The sequence below is a fragment of the Micromonospora sp. NPDC053740 genome (assembly GCF_040677775.1).
Lineage (GTDB): Bacteria > Actinomycetota > Actinomycetes > Mycobacteriales > Micromonosporaceae > Micromonospora > Micromonospora alfalfae.
On sequence record NZ_JBFASO010000009.1, the window covers coordinates 168,073 to 185,749 of the forward strand.

Sequence of the window (17,677 nt, forward strand, 5' to 3'; positions counted from 1 at the left end):
GGAGACTCCCAGTGATTATGGCTCTGCTGCTCGACCTCGCCAACATCGTCGGTGGCTTCCTGCTCGCCGTGGCGGTGCTGCGGCTGCTGCCACGAGTCGGCGATGACCTGGGCCGCCTCGCCGGTCGGGCCGCCCCGATCGCGTGGGTGGTCGGCCTCGTGGCATTGGTGACCGGCGGTTACTACCTCATCGTCCACCTGGTGTCCGGGCCCCGGGTGTTCCACTTCGAGGTGGTGGGGATCGGTGTGGGGCTCGCCCTGCTGTGGGGCCGGTTGACCGGGCGGTCGACGCCGCGCGACGAGCAGTCGGACGGCGCCACCGGCGTCCGACTGTTGCTGGCGGTCTTTGGCCTCATCGCGATCGTCGTCGGCGTTCAGGGGCTGTTCACCCCGGACGGCTGACCGCTGGTCACCGGGTCACGTGGTGGACGGTCGCGGCGCCCAAGTGCCCGCAGCGCTGGCGATCAGGAGTGTCACCGCTGGTAGGAACGCGACACCGATGCCCAGCCCGAGCAGCAGACCCCAGCCGGTGAGGACGAACGCGGCCACCACATCGGCGACCACTGTCAGCCGACCGACCCGCTGCGCGACAACGGGCAGCAGTGCCGCGACAACGGGAACGCCGAGCAGATAGCTGGCCGCGGCCCCCGAGTCGTCCACTGTGAAGGGAACCAGCACGGCGGCCACCAGCGCGGTGATCGCCAGGGCCGACCATCTGAGCACCGACCGGGTGTTGGTCGGCTTACGGACCAGGACCACGAGACCGGCGAGCAGGACACCCACTATTGCGCCGACGGTCGCCAGACCAGTCATAAATGCCCTCCTCGACCGCAGCGGGTGGCGTTTAATCGAAGACGGCGGATCGTCGCCCCCGTGTCTCACGATACGGCTGGTCGGCCAGCTGCACGAGATCCGACGTCGAGCAAGGAGGTCCCGGCATGCCTCTCCTACGAATCCACCTCGACACCGACCGGGGCACCGCCCGCCGGGTGCTGCAACTGCATCAGGAGGGCAGGGCCCATCACGAGTCGCGGGAGGCGGCCCGGGAACAGGTGTGGCGTCAGGGCCACACCCCGTCCGGCGACCCGGTCTTCGTCGGCGTCACCAACGGCCGCCGCGATGTGCAGCTGCTCTACGACGTCGATGTCTACTCCGACGCCGCCGGTTGAGCAGAGGTCAGCCGGCGTCCAGCACCTCGCGCAGTCGCGCGGCGAACTCCGCGGGCTTGCCCGCGTAGCCGAACTCGCCACCGAGGAACCCGCCGTGGTGGCTCGGGAAGACCACGGCCTCCTGGCCGAGCAGCGCCGCGAGGCCCAGCGCGGTGCGGGCGGTGTACGTGCCGGCGGACTCCTCACCGACAGCGACCACGATCCGGGTGGGCGCGGCGGTGAGCACGTTCGCGTCGGGACGGTAGTCGGTGACCGCCCACGAGCTCTGTGACAGCAGCGGATCGTCGCGGCTGCCGTCGTCGTCGGCGGCCATGCCGAACATCGCCGGGTCGGGGGTGGGCTGGGCGAAGTAGGCATCGGTGAACTCGCCCTGCCAGGACGTCATGGCGATGAACGCCGCCATCCCCGCACCCGAGCCCTTCGCCTGGTACGCCTCGTAGAAGCCGGCTCGGGCGCGCTCGGCGGCAGTGGCGTCGGGAAGCACGGCGTTGATCGGCGGTTCGTGCGCCACCAGGGTGGCGACGTCGTCCGGGTGGGTGGCGACCAGTTCGAGTGCTGTCACCGCGCCGCCGCTGCTGGCCAACACGTCGACCGGACCGACGTCGAGCGCCTGCACGAGCGCGTGCAGGTCGGCGGCCTGCTGCTGCGGCGTGTGGTCGGACCGACCGTCCTTGCGGACGCTGCGGCCCAGGCCACGCGGGTCGTAGGTGAGGACCGTGCGGTCCGCGAAGTGCGGGGCGAGCGCGGTGAAGCCCTCCGCCGTCATCGGCTGGCCGATCATGAGCAGCGCACGATGGCCGCCAGTGGGAGGTAGCGGGCCGCGGACGTCGTAGACCAGGTCGACGCCGGGAATGGCCAGGGTGTGCGTCTGGATGTCCTGCATCCGATGAGACTACGGTCGGCTGACCTGGGTCGGGTGCCTTGCGGCCGGCGAGCCATCGGGTTCTTCGGGGCGACGCGCGTGCGTCGACCCGGACGGTCGAGGGTCAGGTGCTACCGCTCGGTGGCGCGGCGGATGGTCGCGGCCAACTGCGACGAGTCGTGGTCGGGCTCGACTCCGTCGACGAGAATCACCTCACCGGTGAGGTGCCTCGTCCGCAACGGCTTGATCTCCTGGTAGTCGCTGGACTGGTACCAGGAGCGGGCCTGGTTCAGGTCGGGAAACTCAATGACGATCACATCGCCGGTCCAGTCGCCCTCCAGGACGTCGATCGCACCGCCGTGGACGAGGAACCGGCCCGCGAAGGGCGCGAGGGTGGCGTCGATTCGTTCCAGGTACGTCAGCACCTCGGCGTGGAAGGGTGCCTTGCGGAGGTGCGCGAGCGCGTACGCGGCCATGAGTGCCTGTCCTTTGCGTCTGGTCTTCTGGCTGTGATGGCGGTCGGCGTGGGCTGCCGCGCCCCCGTGATCGGATCGGTCGTGCCGGGAGAACTATCTCCGCTCTCCGGTTGGGCTGTCGATTACCTTGCAGGTAATGGCCCGTCTGTCGGTGTGGAACTAGGGTCGGTGGGTGACGATCTCTACCCGGCACGGGCGACCGGTGGGGGAGCTGCTGCGCGACTGGCGCCGGACTCGCGGAATGAGCCAGCTCGACCTGTCGATCGAGGCGGGAGTGTCGGCCCGGCACCTGAGCTTCGTCGAGACCGGCCGATCCCGGCCGAGCCCCGACCTCATCCTGCGGCTGGCCGAACACCTGGAGATGCCGCTGGCCGAGCGCAACAGGATGCTGCTGGCCGGCGGCTTCGCGCCCGCCTACCCCCGCCACCAGCTGAGCGACCCCGAGCTGGCACCGGTACGGGCCGCGGTGCGGCAGATCCTCGACGGTCACAGCCCGTACCCCGCGCTGCTCGTCGACGAGCACTGGCACCTCGTCGACGCCAACCCTGCCGTCGCCCTGTTCACCATGGACGCGCAGCCACACCTGCTCGCCCCACCCGTCAACGTGCTTCGCCTCAGCCTGCACCCCGACGGTCTGGCACCGCGCATCGTCAACCTGCCCGAGTGGCGCGCCCATCTGCTGAAACGGCTGCACCAGCAGGCGGCGACGACAAACGACCCGATCCTGTACGACCTGCACGAGGAGCTTCGCGGCTATCCCGGTGACGACGTCGACACGACACCGACAAGCGATGCCGTGTCACGTGTCCTCGTTCCACTGCGCTACCGGCACGGTGATCAGGAGCTGTCCTTCGTCAGCACCACCACCCTCTTCGGTACGCCGCGCGAGGTCACAGTCGCCGGGTTGGCCGTCGAGGCGTTCTTTCCCGCTGACCCGGCGACCACGCAGACCCTCCGAGCCCGTGCCGCGTCGTGACTCGGCCGCTGCCCGTCACCCCGGGGGAGCGGGCGGCGGCTGACGGAGCGTGTCGTCGATGATGCCGGGCATCCGCCGGGCCACTCCCGCGAGGAGATCCGCCACCTGCACGCGCGGATCGTCGCGGGAGTCGACCATCACCAGCCCCGCCAGGGGCGACACCCCGTTCGGCAACGCCAAAGCCCGGTGCACACCGGCCGACGGTGGCTGGCCCTCGTCGGCCAACACCCGCTGAAGGCGGGTCAGCCGGTCGGCCGTCAGGGCGCTCTGCTCGTCGTGGGTCACCAACACCTGCCGCCGGCCGTCGCTCCAGGACAGGACCGTCTCCGCAAGCGCGGGCAGCAGCGGTTCCAGTGGTGGAGGGACAGTGCGGTCGTCGACGTCGAGCCTGGCCACCACGGCCCGCACGTGCCTCGGACTGAGCCCGTCGAGGACGGCGTCGGCCACAGTGCCGAGACCGTGGCGCCGCAGCGTGTCCCGGGCCTGGAAGAACCGCCGTACGGTCTGGTCGACCGGAAGTCGCCGCTTCATCCGGACCAGGTCGACGAACGCCGACAGGAAGGCGCCCCAGTCGCCGCCGGCCGAGCGTCCGGCCTCGTGCAGGGCGAGAGCGGCCGGATGGTGCTCGCGAGCCAGCCGGGTGCCCGCCGCGTACGACGGCTCGGTCAGCAGGAAGTCCACGATTCGGGTGACGAGGAAGAACTCCTTGTCGATGAGGTGGACGTGCGCGCGGCCGGCCAGCGCCGCCAGGAACCACTCCAGTGCCTCGTGCGCACCCGAGCCGCGCAGGAACCGGCCGGACTTGAGCTCGTGCGGCGCGAACCGGAACCCGGACCGCAGGGCGGTGATGAGCGCGACCGCCTCGTCGACGGCCAGGTCGACGCTCGCGTGCGTGATCACCGGGGCGGTCGAGTGCAGCAGGTTCGTGCCCGAGAATCCCGACTCGTCGCAGGCGATCTCCACGACGGCCCCGACCACCACCGCGCCGCCGGGCGGTAGTCCACCCTGAAGAGGCGATCTCACCCCCGAGCTCCCGCCATGCCGCCATGGTCACCCGTGCAGCCGGCGAGAACAACCCGATTGTGGACGGGGCCGCTGCTCAATGGTCTCGACAGCCGACCTGGTCGCCGATCTCCGGCGGAATGCCGAACGGGGTGCATTCGAGTGCGCTGCCTTCGCCCAGCTTCTGCCACCCGCCGTCCGAGTGCTTGAACAGCAGCACACCGTCACCCTGCATTCCCGGGTCGACGGCGAGCACGCCGGCCGTGGCCCACTGCCTCGCGCACCTGATCTGATCCGGATCGATCCGGTGGGTGCTGCTCAGTCCCGATGCGGCCTGCAGGGTGGCTGCGGTCACCGGACAGGCGGCCGGGGTGGTGCCTGACGACGTGCTGCGGGTCGGCGAGGCGCTGACGGCGGTGGGCGGCGTAGCGGGCGAGGCGGGTGCGGAGCTGGCCGGTGGCGTGGTGCTCGTCCCGGCGGCGGGAGTGGGCGCGGCGGTGGTGCAGGCCGCCAGGCCGGTCAGCGCGGCGACAGGCAGGAAGGCGCGGAGCGCGGTCAGGGTCATCGTTCCTCCGGGGGAAGCATCGATCGGGGTTTCCCAGTACACGTCCTTGGCCCCACCGGGGTTGCGCTGTCGCGTCGGGGTGCACGTCGGAGGGGATGTACGGCCAGCTCGGCTGTCTGCCTGCGTACATCTGATGTATGGCCGTCGGGTTGGGTGGTCGTCGGCGTGATTCTGGCCGATCGCCGTGCGGTGCCGTGTCAGCGCGGCACTGCTCATCCACCCGTGCATCTTGCTGACCGGCCAGTGCGGCGCTGTGGGCTCCCATCGATCGACCGTTGCCTATTCTGTGGTCCCGGAGTAACCTTCCCGAAACACATCAGATGTCTGGCTCGCCAAGGCCCGGCGTCGGCCTGCTCAGGCAGGGTCCCGGTTGGCGCACCCAAGCGGATCCCCATGTCGAGTCCCATAGTTGTCACGCTTCGGGGTGGCCGGACTGGTCACCGTTTGGAGGATCGATGTCAGACCTGACCCGACGGCAGGCCCTCAAGATCGGCGCAGCCGGCGCGGGCGGTGCTCTCCTGCCGGTTCCCTGGACCGCCGTGGCCAAGGCCGACTCGGCGGCCCCGCCGCAGGTGTTGGCCGCCGGGGACCTCGCCCTCTGGTACGACGAAGGGGCCGGCACCGACTGGCTACGGGCGCTGCCGATCGGCAACGGCCGGCTCGGCGCGATGGTCTTCGGCAACGTCGACACCGAGCGGCTTCAGCTCAACGAGGACACCGTCTGGGCCGGTGGGCCGCACGATCCCAGCAACACCCGAGGCGCGGCGGCGCTGCCGGAGATCCGGCGGCTGGTGAACGCGAACCAGTGGACCCAGGCCCAGGATCTGATCAACCAGACCATGATGGGCAACCCCGGCGGCCAGTTGGCCTACCAGACCGTCGGCAACCTGCGGCTCGCCTTCGGTTCCGCCAGCGGAGCGTCACAGTACGACCGGACGCTCGACCTCACCACCGCCACCGTCACGACGTCGTACGTGCTCAACGGTGTTCGCCACCAGCGGGAGGTTTTCGCGAGCGCGCCGGATCAGGTCATCGCCATGCGACTGACCGCCGATCGGACCGGCTCGATCAGCTTCACGGCCACCTTCGACAGCCCGCAGCGGACGTCGGTGTCCAGCCCCGACGGCACCACCATCGGCCTCGACGGCATCTCCGGAAACATGGAGGGCGTCAACGGTCAGGTCCGCTTCCTCGCGCTCGCCAATGCGACAGTCAGCGGCGGCAGCGTGTCCAGCTCCGGCGGCACCCTGCGGGTGACGAACGCCAACAGCGTGGTCCTGCTGATCTCCATCGGCTCCAGCTACGTCAACTACCGCAACGTCGGCGGCGACTACCAGGGCATCGCCCGGCAGCGCCTCACCGCCGCGCGGGCCAGCAGCTACGACCAGCTGCGCAGCCGGCACGTGGCCGACTACCAGGCGCTGTTCGGCCGGGTCACCCTGGACCTGGGCCGCACGTCCGCGGCCGACCAGACCACTGATGTCCGGATCGCCCAGCACAACAGCGTCAACGACCCGCAGTTCTCCACGCTGCTGTTCCAGTACGGTCGCTACCTGCTGATCTCGTCCTCGCGGCCCGGCACCCAGCCGGCCAACCTCCAGGGCATCTGGAACGACTCGCTGGCCCCGGCATGGGACTCGAAATACACGATCAACGCCAACCTGCCGATGAACTACTGGCCGGCCAACACCACGAACCTGGCCGAGTGCCACAACCCGGTCTTCGACATGGTCAGAGACCTCGCCGTCGCCGGAGCGCGGACCGCCCAGGTGCAGTACGGCTCCGCCAGTGGCTGGGTCACCCACCACAACACCGACGCGTGGCGGGCCACAGCGGTGGTGGACGGCGCGTTCTGGGGCATGTGGCAGACCGGCGGCGCCTGGCTGTCCACGCTGATCTGGGACCACTACCTGTTCAACGGCGACATCGAGTTCCTGCGGACGAACTACCCGGCCATGAAGGGCGCGGCGCAGTTCTTCCTCAACACCCTGGTGACCGAGCCGACCCTCGGCTACCTGGTGACCAACCCGTCGAACTCGCCGGAGCTGAGCCACCACTCGAACGCCAGCGTGTGCGCCGGCCCCACGATGGACAACCAGATCCTGCGGGACCTGTTCGACGCGTGCGCACGGGCCAGCGAGATCCTCAACGTGGACAGCACCTTCCGGGCGCAGGTTCGCGCCACCCGGGACCGGCTCCCACCCATGAAGGTCGGCTCGCGCGGCAACATCATGGAGTGGCTCTACGACTGGGTGGAGACCGAACCCAACCACCGGCACATCTCGCACCTCTACGGGCTGGCACCCAGCAACCAGATCACCAAGCGCGGTACCCCGCAGCTGTTCGAGGCGGCCCGGCGGACCCTGGCGCTGCGCGGCGACGACGGCACGGGCTGGTCGCTGGCCTGGAAAATCAACTTCTGGGCTCGGATGGAGGAAGGCAAGCGGGCCCACGACCTGATCCGCTACCTCGCCACCACCGCGCGGCTCGCGCCCAACATGTTCGACCTGCACCCGCCGTTCCAGATCGACGGCAACTTCGGCGCCACCGCCGGCATCGCCGAAATGCTGTTGCAGAGCCACACCGGCGAGCTGCACGTCCTGCCCGCGCTGCCGCCGGCCTGGCCGAGCGGGCGGGTGACCGGCCTGCGCGGTCGGGGCGGACACACGGTCGGCATCACCTGGGCGAGCGGTGCGGCCACCGAGATCCTCATCCGACCGGACCGGGCCGGCACCGTCCGCCTGCGCTCCCGGATCCTGACCGGCACCGTCACCGTGGTCGACACCGCCGACGGCACGGCGGCCCGGATCACCCGGATCGAGTCCGACCTGATCGACGTCACAGTGCAGGCCGGACGCACCTACCGGGTCACCAGCTCCGGTGCCACCACGCCGACGCTGGAGCAGAGCTTCAGCAACGTCGGCATCACCAGCGACAGCAACACCAACGTCGGTAACTTCGACGGCGGCGGAGCCTCCCTGTCCGCGCAGGCCCTGGCGTCGGCCGGCGCCAGCCCGGGCGGCACGATCAGCCGCAACGGGGTCAACTTCCGCTGGCCCAACGTCAGCTCCGGGGCCGCCGACAACGCGATCGCCTCTGGCCAGACCATCGGCGTGACCGGCACCGGCAGCACGCTCGGCTTCCTGCTGACCGGCACCTACGGCGCGGTGTCGGGGACCGGCACCGTGGTCTACGCCGACGGCACCCGCCAGACGTTCACGTTGAGCACGCCCGACTGGTACGGCGGGCCTAACTCCGCCGGAACGGCGGCGATCGTGTCGGCGTACCAGAACCGGCCCAACAACCAGCGGCAGAACACCGCCGCCTGCGTCTACTACGTGGGCGTCGGGTTGCAGAACAAGGCAGTGGCCTCGGTGGTGTTGCCGAACATCAGCGCCCGGCCCGCCACGAACGTGCCGACCATGCACATCTTCGCCATCGCGATCGGGGGCTGACGGCAACGATTCCTGCTCGGGGGAGCACGACCGGGCCCGTCCCCACTCTGGGGGCGGGCCCGGTCGCGTCTTTCGGCGTCACCCTAACCAGGATCGTCGACGACCACGACGTCCAGACCCGTCGAGCCACACGTTGGCCGGGTCCGGCGTGGCACCGGACCCGGCCAGCGGGCGGGCTAGCGGATGCGCTCGCCGCGGCTCTCGATCCGGAAGTAGTCGAAGGCGACGTCGAGGTCGGTGGAGGTGCCGGCCCGGTTGAAGGCCAGCAGCCCGGCCTTCGTCGGCTCGACGTTCAGCGTGGTGGAGCCGATGTAGCGGTAGACGCTTCCGTCGGTGGAGTAGTAGGCGCGGTAGCTGTTCCCGATCTTGGTCAGTCGCAGCCAGATCGCGCCGTCGGCCCCGACGATGCGCTGAGCGTCGGCTCCGGTGATCTCCAGTGTGGACGCCGTGCCGTTCTGCTCGCGCAGGAAGACGATCCGGGTCTTGTTGACGGCGGCTGTCGCGTTGCCCATCTCCCAGGCGAGCTTCACGTAGTTGTTGTCGTCCGCGTACCCGAGCACACCGCCCTGCTCGTTGTTGGTGGCGAGTGGGCGTGAGAAGACGATTCTGGACTCGGCCGTCCAGTCACCGTCGACGTCCTGCAGGGCCAGGTTCCTCGCGGTGTTGGTGTTGCCCTGGAGGTCGCCCTGCTGGGCGGTGATGACCACTGACCCGTCGGCCAGACGCCGGTTGCCCTCGTCCGGGCGGACCCACTGCCACTGCGGGCCGAGCTGGGTCGAGTCGAACTCGTCGCTGCCGGTGATGGTGGTGTTCAGGTCGACCGTGTAGACCGACGAGGCTCCGCCGTTGGTGACGGTGACCCGAGCCTGCCCGGTGGGGCTGGTCGCCTGCTCGACCGCGACAGTGGCGGCGGGGTCGGCGGCGCTGGCGGTGACAGCCGGCACTGTGGTGGTGCCGGCCGCCGTGAGGGCGTTGTAGCGCAGCACCGTCGGCGCGAAGGACGCCAGACGCCTGCCGTCGACGCGCAGGGCCGTCAGCGTCGTGTCGGGCACCAGGTTGAAGACGTAGTTCTTCACCAGGGGGCCGAAGAAGCTCTCCGTCGTGACCTTGACGACCGCCTGACCGGGCACGCCGGACGCCTGGGAGACGATCTCGTAGCGGGCCTTCCGGTCGGCCGTCCGCACCTTGGTGATCGTCGGCGACGCCCCGGCCGGCACCGGAATGGTGTACGAGGTGTCCGACAGGTTGAAGCCGCCGAACCTCTTGCCGTTGACGACGATCGTCGCCGACAGTGGCGCGTCGTCGACCGGGATGTCCCGCCCGCTGAACTCCTTCCAGTAGTTCACCGAGGTGTCCCGCCAGTCCGCGGCGTCCGCCTCGTGCACGGCCAGCTTGTCGCGTACCTCAGCGAACCGGCGTGCGTCGATGTCGGGTTGGAGCGTGGCCCAGGTCTCCCGCATCCAGGTCACGTACTGCACGCCCATCTGGTAGCGGTAGACCAACTCGTCCCAGAACGTCCGGCCGCTGTCCAGGCGATGGCCCCACGGCACGTGGTGGAACCACATCAGCAGGTTCTCCGGGACCGAGTTGATGTTCCCGTAGCGCTGCTGCAACCGAGGGAAGTACTGGGCGGCCAGGTTGCTGCCGGTGGGGGAGCGGTCGAAGCCCAGACCGACGCTGTCGGCCTTGTTGTAGTAGATCGGGCTCCAGTCGTCGCGGCCAGCCCAGTCGGCGGGGTCGGGACGGTAGTGGGCACCCTCGGCGAACTGGTGGCCGATGCCCAGCGGCGTCTGGTAGCTGACCAGCGACTCCCACGAGCCCATCATCATCCGGTGGATGGTGTCGACGACGCGCCGGTCGTTGCTCCAGGTCATCCGCGTCCAGTCGGTCGCGATATCCGCCGAGTCGAGCGTCCAGTCCCACGCCTGACGTCCGAAGGCGAACAGGTTCGCCTGGGCGAAGTGGTGCCCGGTCAGGTTGTCCGCGTTGCCGAGGTTGGCCACACCCACGATGGCGGTGTCCGGGTGGTGCTGGGCGGTCCCGTCGACGATGTTGCCGACCAGGCGCTTCTTGAGCAGCTTTCCGTTCGCGTCGGTCGCGTACGTGTCGGTCTTGAGGATCTCCTCGTACATCGGGCCGAGGTAGGCCAGCATCCAGTTCTGGCCGGTGTACTCCTGCGTGATCTGGAGTTCCAGGGCCTGGTTGGTGTTCTCCATCCGGCCGAACATCGGGTGGATGGGCTCGCGGGCCTGGAAGTCCAGTGGCCCGTTCTTCGTCTGGAGGAACACGTTGTCGGCGAAGCGTCCCCGGCTGCCGTCCGGCTGGACCTCGTCGTCGATCGGCCCGAACTCCAGGTAGGCCCGCTTGAGCCGGTCGTTGTCGACCTCGGCGTTGTAGACGAACGTCCGCCAGTGCACAGTCATCCCGAGCGGCGCCACGGCGGCGGCGATGGCGTTGGCGCCGTCACCGTGGTCGTACCCGAAGTCCTGTGGCCCTGGCTGGCCCTCGGAGTTGGCCTTGACGGTGAGGCCCATGAAGTCCGGGATCGCAGCCTGGATCTGCTGGGCCCGGCGGTGCCACCAGCCCCGGAAGTCCGCGCCGTACGGATCGAGCTGGCTGTTGGTCAGGGTGTCCGGAGCGAACCGGCTGTCGGTGGGCGCTGTGTAGCGGATCGACAGGCCCAGCTTGATGCCGTACGGACGTAACGCGTCGGCGAGGGCCGCCTCCTGCGCGATGCGGGTGCTCGTCAGGTACGCGTTGTCGGCGTTGACGTTGTTGATGGTGATGCCGTTGATGCCCAGGGACGCCAACGCGCGGGCCATGACGAGGTAGCGGTCGAGGATGACGGGCAGGTTCCGGCCGGCGCTGGCACCGGTCGCGGCGAAGTTGAAGATCGCCCCGCTCTCCCCGTTCAGCCCACCCAGCCCGGAGGCGTTGTTGCCGGCGTAGAGACGCTCGGTCTCCCAGTTGTTCAGCAACCGATGTTTGATCTTCGGTGACTCCGCGACGCGGAGATGGTCGACGGGTTTCCGGGTCTGGAGCAGCCGGAGGAAGGCGAAGGTGCCGTACAGCGCGCCGAGGTCGGTGTTGCCGGCGATGACGGTGAAGCGTGCCCTGCCCTTCGCCACCGACCGGACGAGATAGCCCTCGTCGCCCACAGTGGCCAGGTCGCGGGTCGCGATGGTGCGGCCCACCAGCGGCGAACTCGTCGGCGTGCCCACCACCACCGCGCCGTCCGGGACCGTGCCGTCGTCGACCGACGCCACGGGTGTCGGTTGACCGAGCAGCCCGCCCAGGCCGCGGACCAGTTCGTCCCGGGCGGCGCCCAGCGTGGTCTCGACGAGCTTCTCGCCCGAACCGGGGGCCATGGCGAGGTCCGCCGTGTGCCGGTGGACCTTCGTGGCGTCGGCGTTCTCGACCACGATCGCGGTGGCCGCGCGGCGGTAGTCACGCAGCAGCTTCGCGTCGTCGACCGGTACGTACCGTAGCCACAGGTCGGAGCCGTTGTAGTCGTCCGGCGACGGGGCCGCGGCGACCGGCGTGGTGGTGGCGACAGTGAGGGTGGCCGCGACGGTGGCCAGTGCCGTGCCCAGCACGATGAGGGTTCGCCGTAGCCGGGGCACCGAAGCTCGGTTCATCGCCATCTCCTCGTTCGTTCGCTGGGGACGCCGTTCGGCCCGTCCCGCGAGCGCAACGACGTTGCTGGATGGATGCGCGTCGATCCTTCCCGGCGTGGCTCCGGGTCGGCAACGAGTTGTCGTTTCTTGTCGCGGGGCCGCCCGGCCCTCACGGCCTGTGGGCCGCCGGGCCGGGAACGGGCCGCTGCCGTACCCACGCAGGCCGGGCCCGACCGGGGTCCGGGTTGCGCGCTGCCGTCGAGTCGCGGACCACGAGGCGTACCGGCAGGACCATGGGCCGGCCGGTGTGCCCGGGCGACCCGTCGATCATCGTGAGGAGGTGCCGGGTCGCGGCCGAGCCCTCCGCGTAGAGCGGAGCCGCGACGGTGGTGAGCCCGGGTGTGACGATGTCGGCGGCGAGGATGTTGTCGAAACCGACGACGCTGACGTCGCCCGGAACGTTGACGCCCATCCGGCTGAGACCGCGGATGATCCCGATCGCCATCTGGTCGTTGAACGCGAGGACCGCCGTCGCGGGACGCGCGGACAGCTCCTGCGCGGCCCGCTCACCGCCCGCCATGGTCGGACTGAACGGCCCGATCTGGCGAACCTTGATCTCCAGCTCCATGCCCGCTTCGAGCAGCGACCGCCAGCGGATGCCATTGGGCCAGGACGCCTGCGGCCCCGCGACGTAGGTGATGTGGTCGTGCCCCAGCTCACCGAGGTGCTCGGCGGCCCGCCGCACGCCACGGGGGTCGTCCGTGACGACGCAGGGCACGTCGGCCAGAGCGCGGTTGAGGACCACCACCGGTCGCTGCTTGGCGACCATCCGGATGGCGGAGTCGGACATCCGGCTGCTGGCCAGCACGATGCCGTCGACCGTCGACATGGTGCGCTCGACGGCCGCTCGTTCCAGCCGGTCGGACTCCTGGGCGTCGATCAGCACTGTCGTGTACTCGCCGTCGGTCGCCGCGTCCTGCGCGCCGCGCACGATCTCGGCGTACACCGGGTTGGTGATGTCGGCGATGACCAGCGCGATCATCTGCGTACGCGACGTGGTGAGGGCGCGAGCGAGGGGGTTGGTCCGGTAGCCCAACCGCTCGGCGACCTGCCGGATCCGTTCGGCGGTCTCGGAGTTGACGCGACTGGGTCGGGAGAAGGCGCGGGACACCGTGGACGGTGAGACGTCCGCCTCGAGGGCGACGTCGTAGATCGTGACTCGCTGTCCCGGCGGCCTGATGTGGTCGGGCATCTGCATGCTCCTCCCGGCTACGCGCCGTGATCATGGTATGGCGGCGGTGAATACTCGGCAATGCCCCCGCAACAATCAGCAGCCCGGTCACATTCGCGCGAGGCAATACATGGCAACCCGTTGCCGCCGCGGCGCGCCGACTGCCTGAATCAGCACTGATGACACCTGGCGGAGGGAACGGCTCATGGGTATCTCGCGGCGCGGCGCTCTCCTGGTCACGGCATCGTCGCTCCTGGTGGGCACGGTCGGGTGTGGGGCACCCGAGGCCCCCGGCGACAACACTGGCGACAGCACCGGTGAGGTGCCACAGCGGCCCGGTAAGGCCGTCACGCTCAACGTCCTCGACGTGGCGGGCAACCTCCAGCTGACCCAGGGGATGATCGACGAGTTCGTCTCGAAGAACCCCGACGTGATCTCCCGGGTGACCTATTCGAAGGCCCCGGCACCCGAGCTGGCCGGGAAGATCAAGGCCCAGCAGGGGGCGGACCGGGTGGACATCGGTCTCGTGCTGACCGGCGTCGACGGCCTGGCCGCCGGGATCGAGCAGGGGCTCTGGATCGACGTGTTGCCGACCTTCCAGGACCGTCTCGGCGGCATGAGCAACTACCTGGAGCCGGCCGCCGCGATGCAGAAGCTCGCCGGCAACGCGGGCGTCACAGTCACCTACTACCCGTCAGGTCCGCTGCTCGAATATCTGCCGTCCCGCCTGGCGACGCCACCCACCAGCGCGGACGCGCTGCTCGCCTGGGCCAGAGCCAACCCCAGGAAGTTCCAGTACGCCCGGCCGGCCAACTCCGGCCCGGGGCGGACGTTCCTGATGGGTCTGCCGTACATCCTCGGCGACTCGAACCCCAAGGACCCCACGGCGGGCTGGGACAAGACGTGGGCCTTCCTCAAGGAGTTGGGCCAGTACGTCGACTACTACCCGTCCGGCACCACCGAGACGATGAAGAACCTCGCCAACGGCACCGCTCACCTGATCGTCAGCACGACCGGTTGGGACATCAACCCGCGGGTGCTCGGTACGGTGCCGAAGGAGGCCAGGATCACCCCTATCGACGGCTTCCACTGGGTCACCGACGCGCACTACGCCGTCCTGCCCAAGGGCGTGTCGACCGACACCCAGGCCGCTGTGCTGGCCCTGCTGGCGTTCATGCTCACCCCCGAACAGCAGGCGAAGGCGTACGACGAGGGCTACTTCTACCCGGGCCCGGCGATCAAGGAAGTCCAGCTCTCGTCGGCGCCGCAGAAGAGCCAGGACGCGATCCGGGAGTTCGGTCGCCCCGAGTACGACGCGCTGATCGCCGGGAACCCGACCGAGGTCCCGCTGGACGCGAAGAGCCTGGTGGCGGCGTTCAGCCGCTGGGACCGCGAGATCGGCGGCGGCAAGGTCAAGCAGGGATGAGCGCCTTCACCCAGCTGCGGCTGGACGGGGTGTCCCGCCGGTTCGGTGGCCAGGCCGCGCTCAGCGAGCTGGACCTGACGATCGAGGCGGGGGAGTTCATCGCCCTGCTCGGCCCGTCCGGCTGCGGCAAGTCGACGGCGTTGAACTGCCTGGCCGGGCTGCTGCCGTTGACGGAGGGGAGCATCTGGCAGGACGAGCGCCGCATCGACACGCTCCCGCCGGAGCGGCGCGGCTTCGGCATGGTGTTCCAGAGCTACGCCCTCTTTCCGCATATGACGGTCCGGGCGAACATCGCCTTCGGGCTGCGGATGCGGCGGCTGCCCAAGGAGGAGACGCGCCGGCGTACGGCGGAGGCGGTGCGGTTGGTGCGACTTGAGGACCACGTCGACAAGCTGCCCGGTCAGCTCTCGGGTGGCCAGCAGCAACGCGTCGCGATCGCCCGCGCCGTCGTGTTCGAGCCGTCGCTGGTGTTGATGGACGAGCCGCTGAGTAACCTCGACGCCAAACTGCGCCTGGAGATGCGGACCGAGATCCGCCGGCTGCACCAGTCGTTGGGGCTCACCACCGTCTACGTGACCCACGACCAGGAGGAGGCGCTCTCCCTGGCCGACCGGCTGGTGGTGCTGCGGGAGGGGCGGGTGCAGCAGATCGGCTCGCCGCGTGAGCTGCACACCCGACCGGCGAACTGGCACGTCGCCGACTTCATGGGCTACCGCAACCTGTGGCGGGGGCGGGTGGAGCAGTCCGAGGGCGCCCGGGCCACCGTCGAGGCGTCCGGCCTTCGCCTGCTCGGCGAGGTGGTGGGGGGCCTCCAGACCGGGGCGGACGTGATGGTCGCGGTACGCCCCGAGGACATCCGTGTCGACGGGCCCGGCGAGACCCGCAACGCCATGTCGGCGACGGTCGAGGTGGTGGAGTACCAGGGCCGCGAGTTGGCGGCCGAGGCCCGCACCGACACCGGCCTGCTGCTGCACCTGCGGACCGAGCAGCGGATCGCGCCCGGCGACCAGGTCAAGCTCGCCGTCGACCCGCAGCGGCTGCTCGTCTATCAGGCCGACGCGCAGACGCAGCCCAAGCGCCTCGCGGACGCTCCGGGGGCGACTCGGTGAGCGGCGCCGGGCCCGGGAGGCCGCTGGCGCACTGGCAGCACCGTCTCGCCGAGCGGGGCGTCGATCGTCAGCTCTGGTTGCTGGTCCCGGCCCTGGTCTTCGTCATCGCCCTGTTCCTCTACCCGTTCTTCTACGGGCTGACGCTCTCGTTCCAGCCGACCACCGGCGGGCCGTTCAGCGACTACGCCCGGTTCTTCTCCGACTCCTACGAGCGGGGCACGATCTGGATCACGCTGCGGATCGCGTTGCCCGCCGCGCTCCTGAACGTCCTCGCCGCGGTGCCGATCGCCTACCGGATGCGTGGCCGGTTCCGGGGCAAGCGGCTGGTCACCACGCTGCTGGTCGTGCCGATCACGCTCGGCACTGTCCTCACCGCACAGGGGTTGCTGAACTTCCTCGGCCCGACCGGCTGGTTCAACCGGATCCTGTTGGCCAGCAACCTCGTCGACGAGCCGGTGCGGCTGACCCACAACTACTGGGGCGTGTTCTTCTCGCTGGTGATCACCGGCTTTCCGTTCGCGTTCCTGCTGGTGCTGTCGTACCTGTCCGGCATCGACCCGACCCTGGAACGGGCGGCCGCGACGCTGGGCGCGGACTGGCGTCGCCGGTTCACCCGGATCACCCTGCCGCTGCTGATGCCCGGCCTCGCCACCACCTTCTGCCTGACGTTCGTCCTGGCGTTCAGCGTGTTCCCGTCGGCCGTTCTGGTCGGCAATCCGGCCGGGGAGACCCGGGTCATCTCCCTCGCCGCCTACCAGGCGGCCTACGAGCAGTACGACTACCCGTACGCGTCGGCGATCGCCATGATCATGGGCTTCGTCGAGCTGGTCATCATCGCTGTGGTGCTGGCCGCTCGTAGCCGCTTCTACACCGGCTCCACCGGAGGCAAGGGCTGATGGCAACGACCACCCAGGCCCCACCAGCGCGGCCCCCCGCCACCAGCACCGACCGACGGCGGCGCATCGCCGCGCGGCCGGCCGCCTGGATCGTGTGGGGCGTCGTCATCTTCTTCTTCCTCAACCTGCTGGGCGTCGTGGCGTCCGTGCTGGTCAGCTCGTTCGGTCAGCGCTGGTTCGACACCTGGCTCCCGGACGGCTACACCACCAGTTGGTACGCCCGAGCCTGGGACGAGTTCGCGCTCCTGTCGGTCATCGTCGTGACGCTGGAGGTCTCCGTACTCGTCGTGGGCCTCTCGCTGGTGATCGGCGTGCCGGCGGCCTACGCCCTCGCGCGGCGCTCGTTCCCGGGCAAGCGGCTGATCTTCCTGGTGTTCCTGCTGCCCATCCTGATGCCCCCGATCACGTACGGCATCCCGCTGGCGACAGTCCTCTACAAGTTCGGTCTGGCCGGGCACATGTCCGGGGTGGTGCTCGCCAACCTCGTGCCGTCGGTGCCCTTCGTCATCCTGACCATGACCCCGTTCATCGAGCAGATCGACCCGAGGATCGAGAGCGCCGCGCGCATGTGCGGCGCGGGCCTGCGGACGGTGTTCCTCCGGGTCCTCACGCCGCTGCTCGTGCCGGGCATCCTCGCCTCCGCGATCCTCGTCCTCGTCCGGACCGTCGGCATGTTCGAGCTGACCTTCCTGACCGCGGGCCCCGACTCGCAGACCCTCGTCGTGGCGCTCTACTACTCGATGTCCGCGTCCGGGATCAGGGCGCAGCAGTCGGTCGACGCCATGGCGGTCATCTACACGTCGATGATGCTGGTCCTCCTCGTCGTCGCGCTGCGCTACGTCAACCCGACCCAGCTCGTGGCGCGGGTCAAGGACGAACCGGAGCACTGAGGCC

15 protein-coding genes are annotated in these 17,677 nt (G+C 69.7%); 8 read left to right on the plus strand and 7 right to left on the minus strand.

The annotated features are described in order from the left end of the window. The first annotated feature begins 17 nt into the window (after positions 1-17). On the plus strand, positions 18-401 hold the full coding sequence (locus tag AB0K35_RS23530) for a hypothetical protein (protein ID WP_238668663.1): 384 nt from the start codon (positions 18-20) through the stop codon (positions 399-401). Between the two features lie 15 nt (positions 402-416). Here AB0K35_RS23530 and AB0K35_RS23535 read toward each other — a convergent pair whose 3' ends face one another. Beyond that, positions 417-812 carry a hypothetical protein gene (locus tag AB0K35_RS23535; protein WP_363887555.1) on the minus strand — a complete coding sequence of 132 codons (396 nt, stop codon included), beginning with the start codon at positions 810-812 and terminating at the stop codon, positions 417-419. A 125-nt stretch (positions 813-937) separates the two neighbouring features. Between AB0K35_RS23535 and AB0K35_RS23540 the strand changes: the two genes are divergently transcribed. Continuing rightward, complete coding sequence (locus AB0K35_RS23540) at positions 938-1,168, plus strand: hypothetical protein (protein WP_363887558.1); 231 nt, start codon at positions 938-940, stop codon at positions 1,166-1,168. Positions 1,169-1,175: 7 nt separating this feature from the next. On the opposite strand, the gene AB0K35_RS23545 is transcribed toward AB0K35_RS23540, so the two are convergent. Both AB0K35_RS23545 and AB0K35_RS23550 read right to left on the minus strand, forming a co-directional pair. Continuing rightward, positions 1,176-2,051 (minus strand): alpha/beta hydrolase, encoded by an 876-nt coding sequence (locus tag AB0K35_RS23545; protein ID WP_363887560.1) that lies wholly within the window; start codon positions 2,049-2,051, stop codon positions 1,176-1,178. Between the two features lie 110 nt (positions 2,052-2,161). Next, positions 2,162-2,506, minus strand: a complete 345-nt coding sequence (locus AB0K35_RS23550; RefSeq protein WP_238668538.1) for a DUF1330 domain-containing protein — start codon at positions 2,504-2,506, stop codon at positions 2,162-2,164. A 172-nt stretch (positions 2,507-2,678) separates the two neighbouring features. Here AB0K35_RS23550 and AB0K35_RS23555 point away from each other — a divergent pair, with 172 nt between their 5' ends. Next, entirely contained in the window at positions 2,679-3,482 is an 804-nt protein-coding gene (locus AB0K35_RS23555; RefSeq protein ID WP_363887563.1) for a helix-turn-helix transcriptional regulator, read from the plus strand. Between the two features lie 15 nt (positions 3,483-3,497). Here AB0K35_RS23555 and AB0K35_RS23560 read toward each other — a convergent pair whose 3' ends face one another. Both AB0K35_RS23560 and AB0K35_RS23565 read right to left on the minus strand, forming a co-directional pair. Then, the gene (locus AB0K35_RS23560; RefSeq protein WP_363887566.1) at positions 3,498-4,505 is read right to left on the minus strand and encodes a hypothetical protein; all 1,008 of its coding nucleotides are present in this window, start codon (positions 4,503-4,505) and stop codon (positions 3,498-3,500) included. A 76-nt stretch (positions 4,506-4,581) separates the two neighbouring features. Beyond that, positions 4,582-5,049 (minus strand): hypothetical protein, encoded by a 468-nt coding sequence (locus AB0K35_RS23565; RefSeq protein ID WP_238668535.1) that lies wholly within the window; start codon positions 5,047-5,049, stop codon positions 4,582-4,584. Positions 5,050-5,504: 455 nt separating this feature from the next. On the opposite strand from AB0K35_RS23565, the gene AB0K35_RS23570 reads away from it, so the two are divergent. Continuing rightward, positions 5,505-8,504, plus strand: a complete 3,000-nt coding sequence (locus AB0K35_RS23570) for a glycoside hydrolase family 95 protein (protein WP_363887568.1) — start codon at positions 5,505-5,507, stop codon at positions 8,502-8,504. Between the two features lie 176 nt (positions 8,505-8,680). Here AB0K35_RS23570 and AB0K35_RS23575 read toward each other — a convergent pair whose 3' ends face one another. Continuing rightward, positions 8,681-12,142 (minus strand): alpha-glucuronidase family glycosyl hydrolase, encoded by a 3,462-nt coding sequence (locus tag AB0K35_RS23575; protein WP_363887571.1) that lies wholly within the window; start codon positions 12,140-12,142, stop codon positions 8,681-8,683. A gap of 148 nt (positions 12,143-12,290) precedes the next feature. Further along, a complete protein-coding gene (locus AB0K35_RS23580; protein ID WP_238668532.1) occupies positions 12,291-13,373 on the minus strand; it encodes a LacI family DNA-binding transcriptional regulator in 1,083 nt (360 codons plus the stop codon). A gap of 184 nt (positions 13,374-13,557) precedes the next feature. On the opposite strand from AB0K35_RS23580, the gene AB0K35_RS23585 reads away from it, so the two are divergent. From AB0K35_RS23585 to AB0K35_RS23600, 4 genes are read left to right on the plus strand one after another with little or no spacing between them, the layout of a single operon-like run. Further along, complete coding sequence (locus tag AB0K35_RS23585) at positions 13,558-14,778, plus strand: extracellular solute-binding protein (RefSeq protein ID WP_112584430.1); 1,221 nt, start codon at positions 13,558-13,560, stop codon at positions 14,776-14,778. Beyond that, positions 14,775-15,887 carry an ABC transporter ATP-binding protein gene (locus AB0K35_RS23590; protein ID WP_274525567.1) on the plus strand — a complete coding sequence of 371 codons (1,113 nt, stop codon included), beginning with the start codon at positions 14,775-14,777 and terminating at the stop codon, positions 15,885-15,887. The genes AB0K35_RS23585 and AB0K35_RS23590 overlap by 4 nt, the downstream gene beginning before the upstream one ends. Beyond that, positions 15,884-16,783 carry an ABC transporter permease gene (locus tag AB0K35_RS23595; protein WP_238668531.1) on the plus strand — a complete coding sequence of 300 codons (900 nt, stop codon included), beginning with the start codon at positions 15,884-15,886 and terminating at the stop codon, positions 16,781-16,783. The genes AB0K35_RS23590 and AB0K35_RS23595 overlap by 4 nt, the downstream gene beginning before the upstream one ends. After that, on the plus strand, positions 16,783-17,673 hold the full coding sequence (locus AB0K35_RS23600) for an ABC transporter permease (protein WP_363887576.1): 891 nt from the start codon (positions 16,783-16,785) through the stop codon (positions 17,671-17,673). Before AB0K35_RS23595 ends, AB0K35_RS23600 begins: the two co-directional genes overlap by 1 nt. The last annotated feature ends 4 nt before the right edge of the window (positions 17,674-17,677 follow it).